Origin of the sequence: Dolichospermum sp. LEGE 00246 (assembly GCF_015207865.1) — a bacterium.
GTDB lineage: Bacteria > Cyanobacteriota > Cyanobacteriia > Cyanobacteriales > Nostocaceae > Dolichospermum > Dolichospermum heterosporum.
Map to the genome: position 1 here is coordinate 1 of NZ_JADEWA010000493.1, position 3,943 is coordinate 3,943.

At 40.8% G+C, this 3,943-nt stretch carries 4 protein-coding genes, 1 pseudogene and 1 CRISPR repeat array; of the genes and pseudogenes, 3 read left to right on the top strand and 2 right to left on the bottom strand.

What is annotated here, in order from left to right; all coding sequences use genetic code 11:
* Positions 1-319: 319 nt before the first annotated feature.
* A complete protein-coding gene (gene cas6 / locus IQ228_RS22760) occupies positions 320-1,459 on the bottom strand; it encodes a CRISPR-associated endoribonuclease Cas6 (RefSeq protein WP_193964537.1) in 1,140 nt (379 codons plus the stop codon).
* 181 nt (positions 1,460-1,640) lie between these two features.
* On the opposite strand from cas6, the gene IQ228_RS26870 reads away from it, so the two are divergent.
* Genes IQ228_RS26870 through IQ228_RS22775 form a run of 3 tightly spaced genes read left to right on the top strand, consistent with a single transcriptional unit; the run spans position 1,641 to position 2,323 of the window.
* On the top strand, positions 1,641-1,895 hold the full coding sequence (locus IQ228_RS26870) for a helix-turn-helix transcriptional regulator (protein WP_035083218.1): 255 nt from the start codon (positions 1,641-1,643) through the stop codon (positions 1,893-1,895).
* Positions 1,888-2,082: a hypothetical protein gene (locus IQ228_RS22770; RefSeq protein WP_027404184.1), complete on the top strand. Its 195-nt coding sequence runs from the start codon at positions 1,888-1,890 to the stop codon at positions 2,080-2,082. The genes IQ228_RS26870 and IQ228_RS22770 overlap by 8 nt, the downstream gene beginning before the upstream one ends.
* The gene (locus IQ228_RS22775) at positions 2,075-2,323 is read left to right on the top strand and encodes a hypothetical protein (RefSeq protein ID WP_027404185.1); all 249 of its coding nucleotides are present in this window, start codon (positions 2,075-2,077) and stop codon (positions 2,321-2,323) included. The genes IQ228_RS22770 and IQ228_RS22775 overlap by 8 nt, the downstream gene beginning before the upstream one ends.
* A 73-nt stretch (positions 2,324-2,396) precedes the next feature.
* Positions 2,397-3,605: a CRISPR direct-repeat array (repeat unit 37 nt; unit sequence GTTTCAGTCCCCTTGCGGGGATTAGATATGCGGAAAC).
* Between the two features lie 129 nt (positions 3,606-3,734).
* Here the strand turns inward: IQ228_RS22775 and IQ228_RS26875 are convergent.
* Positions 3,735-3,943, bottom strand: a pseudogene (locus IQ228_RS26875) (hypothetical protein); the annotation flags it as partial.

Sequence of the window (3,943 nt, forward strand, 5' to 3'; positions counted from 1 at the left end):
ACCCTAACCCTCCCCGATGCTTGGGGGAGGGAACTAATTTTTCCTTAATCCCCCCTTTATAAGGGGGGATTAAGGGGGGTAATTTAACTTGTGTGTGATAGCCTTTTAGGAGAGGGCTAGGGAGAGGTAGGGAATGGGGGTTAGGTTTTTGGAGATTATCGGTTTCATCTAATACTTTTCAACCACCCTCTTATGTTATATTCTTCAGAGCAACTATACATGACTTGTTATCAAACTGTACTTATAGCCCATTTATAAACCCAAAAAAACTACTTTACTTCCCTCTAAAGAAATTCTTCTCAGGGAGTATAGAAAAATGTTAAACATTGGATTGTGTATCTTTAAGCATCCGACGTGCTAATTTAACATAGGTTTTCGCTGTGGTGTAAGGTATTTCTAAATCCTCGGCTATTACCTGTAATGATTCCCCCATTTCCCGACGGGCTAAAATCGTTGCCCAGGTTGTAGCGATTTTTTCAGTGCGTTCTCCTCCTATGCGTTTACGTTGTGCTGTGAATATTGTTGTCAATTCCTCAATGCGTTCTGATAGCAGATTATTGATAATTTCAGTAGATGTATTTGATTCTGGGTTTACCCAGTTCAAGCAGGTTTGTCCGAGTCCAAAAGTGGTCTTGTGTCCTGTTCCACAGTAGGGAGCAAGTTGGACTAAAGCATCAAATAATTGGGTAAATTCAGGGTTATCTAAGGCGGTTTTAGTTAATCCTAGAGAAATTGCTCCTGTAAAACCAGTGACAGAACCCCGTTTACCCGCTGCAACTTTGACTGATTCTAAGCAATGTTTATGAATGATAACGTTTTCATCTATCCATTCTAGAAAAGCTTCTTGTTCTATGGGCATTCCTGAAAAATCATTCCAACGTCTGAGGTAACTATGGAAAAGATTGAAGGGAACAGGAAGGGGAAAATGATGCCCTTTACGGCGAAAACTGGTAGGGGAAATAAAACTCAGATGAATATTTCTATGGTTTATAAATGATTGGAGTAGTTGGTTGTAAGTAGTTGGTGGATTAACAATACTTATTTGCTTTATTTGTAAGCAAGCATCCCTTAATTTCAAAGTAGTTGGCGGTTGTGTTAACCACTGACTCAAAAACTGAACTACTGGTTGAGAAATGGCGTTAATTTGCCAACGATATATCTGATTTGTTTGCAGTTGCAGTTGTTTTCCGGTGGGAAGTAATTGACCTTCTAGTGCAGACATACTAAAGGGTTTTTCTGACTCACTATCATGCAAATATGCTGAAAGCGTTGGGTTAATTTGCCGCACTTGGTCTAGAAACCAAGCATGAAGTCCAATGGTATATTGCGAGTATAGAGCGGTGGAATCAGTCACTTCTAGCTCAAAAACTAAGCTAACTAATTCGGTATCATCTGCCCATATTAGAGGGGTGTTTTTTGATGGGTTTTTATGTTTGCTAGATGTAGCTAGTCCTGACATTTTTTTTAATGCTACATGGTTTTTATGATCCGCATTTTACAACCTTTCAGTCCCCTTGCGGGGATTAGATATGCGGAAACTTGACTGCTTTCCCTTATCTCTATCAATATAACTGGTTACTTTGCACTTGGCAAATATTTATTTTTCATATACATTAAGGAAGTTGAACGGAGATAGAAAAATGTCATTGAAAGTCCGAGAAGTTATATACAGAGAAGCAGAGGTAATTGATTTACCTGGGTTACTAGCACAAGCCCAAAAAAATTCCGGTAAATCGGTTGCCGGAATTTGTGAAATAGTAGGGTTTAGCCGTTCTTATTGGTATTTGTTGATAAACGGGAAAGAAAAATTAATCGCCTATAGCACATTACGGAAAATAGAAGCGGCTTTAGGAGTAGATTTTGGCATTGTCTTGGAGGAGAAATGCGATGGGTGATGAGGTTAAACGCTCGAAAAGGAAATTCGACCCAGTTACAGAACGCAAAGAATGGCACATGGCCGCAACTGAAGATTATTGCAAACGGATTGCTAAAAACACGGGAAAACGACTAATTGAAGTCATTGATATAGAAGATGACATCTTGCCGATAGTTTGTATTTTTGAGGATTACGAAAATGAGTGAAACAGCTACCTTGCTACCACTGAACACATTTATCTCAGTTTTTGAGGCTATCAGCGATCGCAACTGGTTACAATTCAAGGAACTTGAAAGGGCGTTCGCTAGTAGTTACGGAGTAGAAACTTGGGCAGATGTTTTAAACTTCCGTATTAAGCCAGCCCTTGAACCTGAAGCTAAAAAATGGTTGCTAGTCCAAAGATGTAGCCAAGGGATTAAATCAATAAAAATAATCAATGATGACTAGATGGCATCCGTTTCTTCAGTTCTCGCACCCACACGTCCAATTCCGCAACTTTTTGAGCCGCAGTGGAAGGGTAGCTTAAGTCCCCTTGCGGGGGTTAGATATACGGAAACTTAGGACAATTTTTGTACCTATCGTAGTTGTACGCCTGTTTCAGTCCCCTTGCGGGGATTAGATATGCGGAAACTTCCCTCTTTTAGGTGTCAGAATCAAAGACTATATGTTTCAGTCCCCTTGCGGGGATTAGATATGCGGAAACGATTATGGATGGGGCTTATGTTGGAGGGGAAGATAATGAGTTTCAGTCCCCTTGCGGGGATTAGATATGCGGAAACTTCTAAGGTTTATGTAGTCAATGGACACAATAGAGTTGTTTCAGTCCCCTTGCGGGGATTAGATATGCGGAAACGGATTATGAATATTTGTTCAGTGAGGCTTTACTATTCGTTTCAGTCCCCTTGCGGGGATTAGATATGCGGAAACTCGAACCTCTTTTTTGAATCACCTGCTATGAAAATTATTTTCGTTTCAGTCCCCTTGCGGGGATTAGATATGCGGAAACCGATTTCACCACCGGACTTTCGTTGAGGGATATTTCGGTTTCAGTCCCCTTGCGGGGATTAGATATGCGGAAACTTAAGTTTATTTCATCTTTCATCGCTTTTATTATGTTTCAGTCCCCTTGCGGGGATTAGATATGCGGAAACTAGAGGACTTGCGGACGCTTCAGGACAGCCAAAGGGGAGTTTCAGTCCCCTTGCGGGGATTAGATATGCGGAAACAGTTAAAGGCTATATTCTCAAAAATCCTCAAGATTTGTTTCAGTCCCCTTGCGGGGATTAGATATGCGGAAACTTTAAAAATATGCAAAGCAAATTTATTGAAAATGTTTCAGTCCCCTTGCGGGGATTAGATATGCGGAAACACAGTAGATTTACTCAAAGAATAAGCCACAACAGGTTTCAGTCCCCTTGCGGGGATTAGATATGCGGAAACCAGAAGAAGCCTGTTGAATGGTAGTAGTAGAATTCAGTTTCAGTCCCCTTGCGGGGATTAGATATGCGGAAACAACATTCTTTGCCAGTTGTATATCTCAGCTAGGGTATGTTTCAGTCCCCTTGCGGGGATTAGATATGCGGAAACCAAAACTAGGAATAAACTTAAATCATTGGTTAATGTTTCAGTCCCCTTGCGGGGATTAGATATGCGGAAACCCAACCATTTTTCACCAAAGAAATTATTAGGAAAGTTTCAGTCCCCTTGCGGGGATTAGATATGCGGAAACCCCGCCGTCTGAAACATAAACTGGGGGCGGAATCCAGAGACGATTTTGGCAGACCTCTCAAAAAACCTTATTTCAGGCTTCGGGTCAAACATAAACTGAAACTAATGAAACGCTGAAAGTATCTAGTTGTCAAGGTTCTGGCTGTTTGGCGAATCTCCAGGGTTTTTGACCCCGCTCTAGGTCTGCCAAAAATTTAATCTTACTTATCAAGTATATAATGATAGCCTGTTCTTGTCTAGGGATTTCCGAACCATAGGTAATAGTTCTTCTCACACTCCCAGCATCCAACACATACATTCTAAGAGAATCTTCATCAGACTTGATCAGTTTTTCTATCT

Coding starts and splice junctions, on each gene's coding strand:
- cas6 (WP_193964537.1), bottom strand. CDS start 1,459: ATGTCAGGACTAGCTACATCTAGCAAACATAAAAACCCATCAAAAAAC.
- IQ228_RS26870 (WP_035083218.1), top strand. CDS start 1,641: ATGTCATTGAAAGTCCGAGAAGTTATATACAGAGAAGCAGAGGTAATT.
- IQ228_RS22770 (WP_027404184.1), top strand. CDS start 1,888: ATGGGTGATGAGGTTAAACGCTCGAAAAGGAAATTCGACCCAGTTACA.
- IQ228_RS22775 (WP_027404185.1), top strand. CDS start 2,075: ATGAGTGAAACAGCTACCTTGCTACCACTGAACACATTTATCTCAGTT.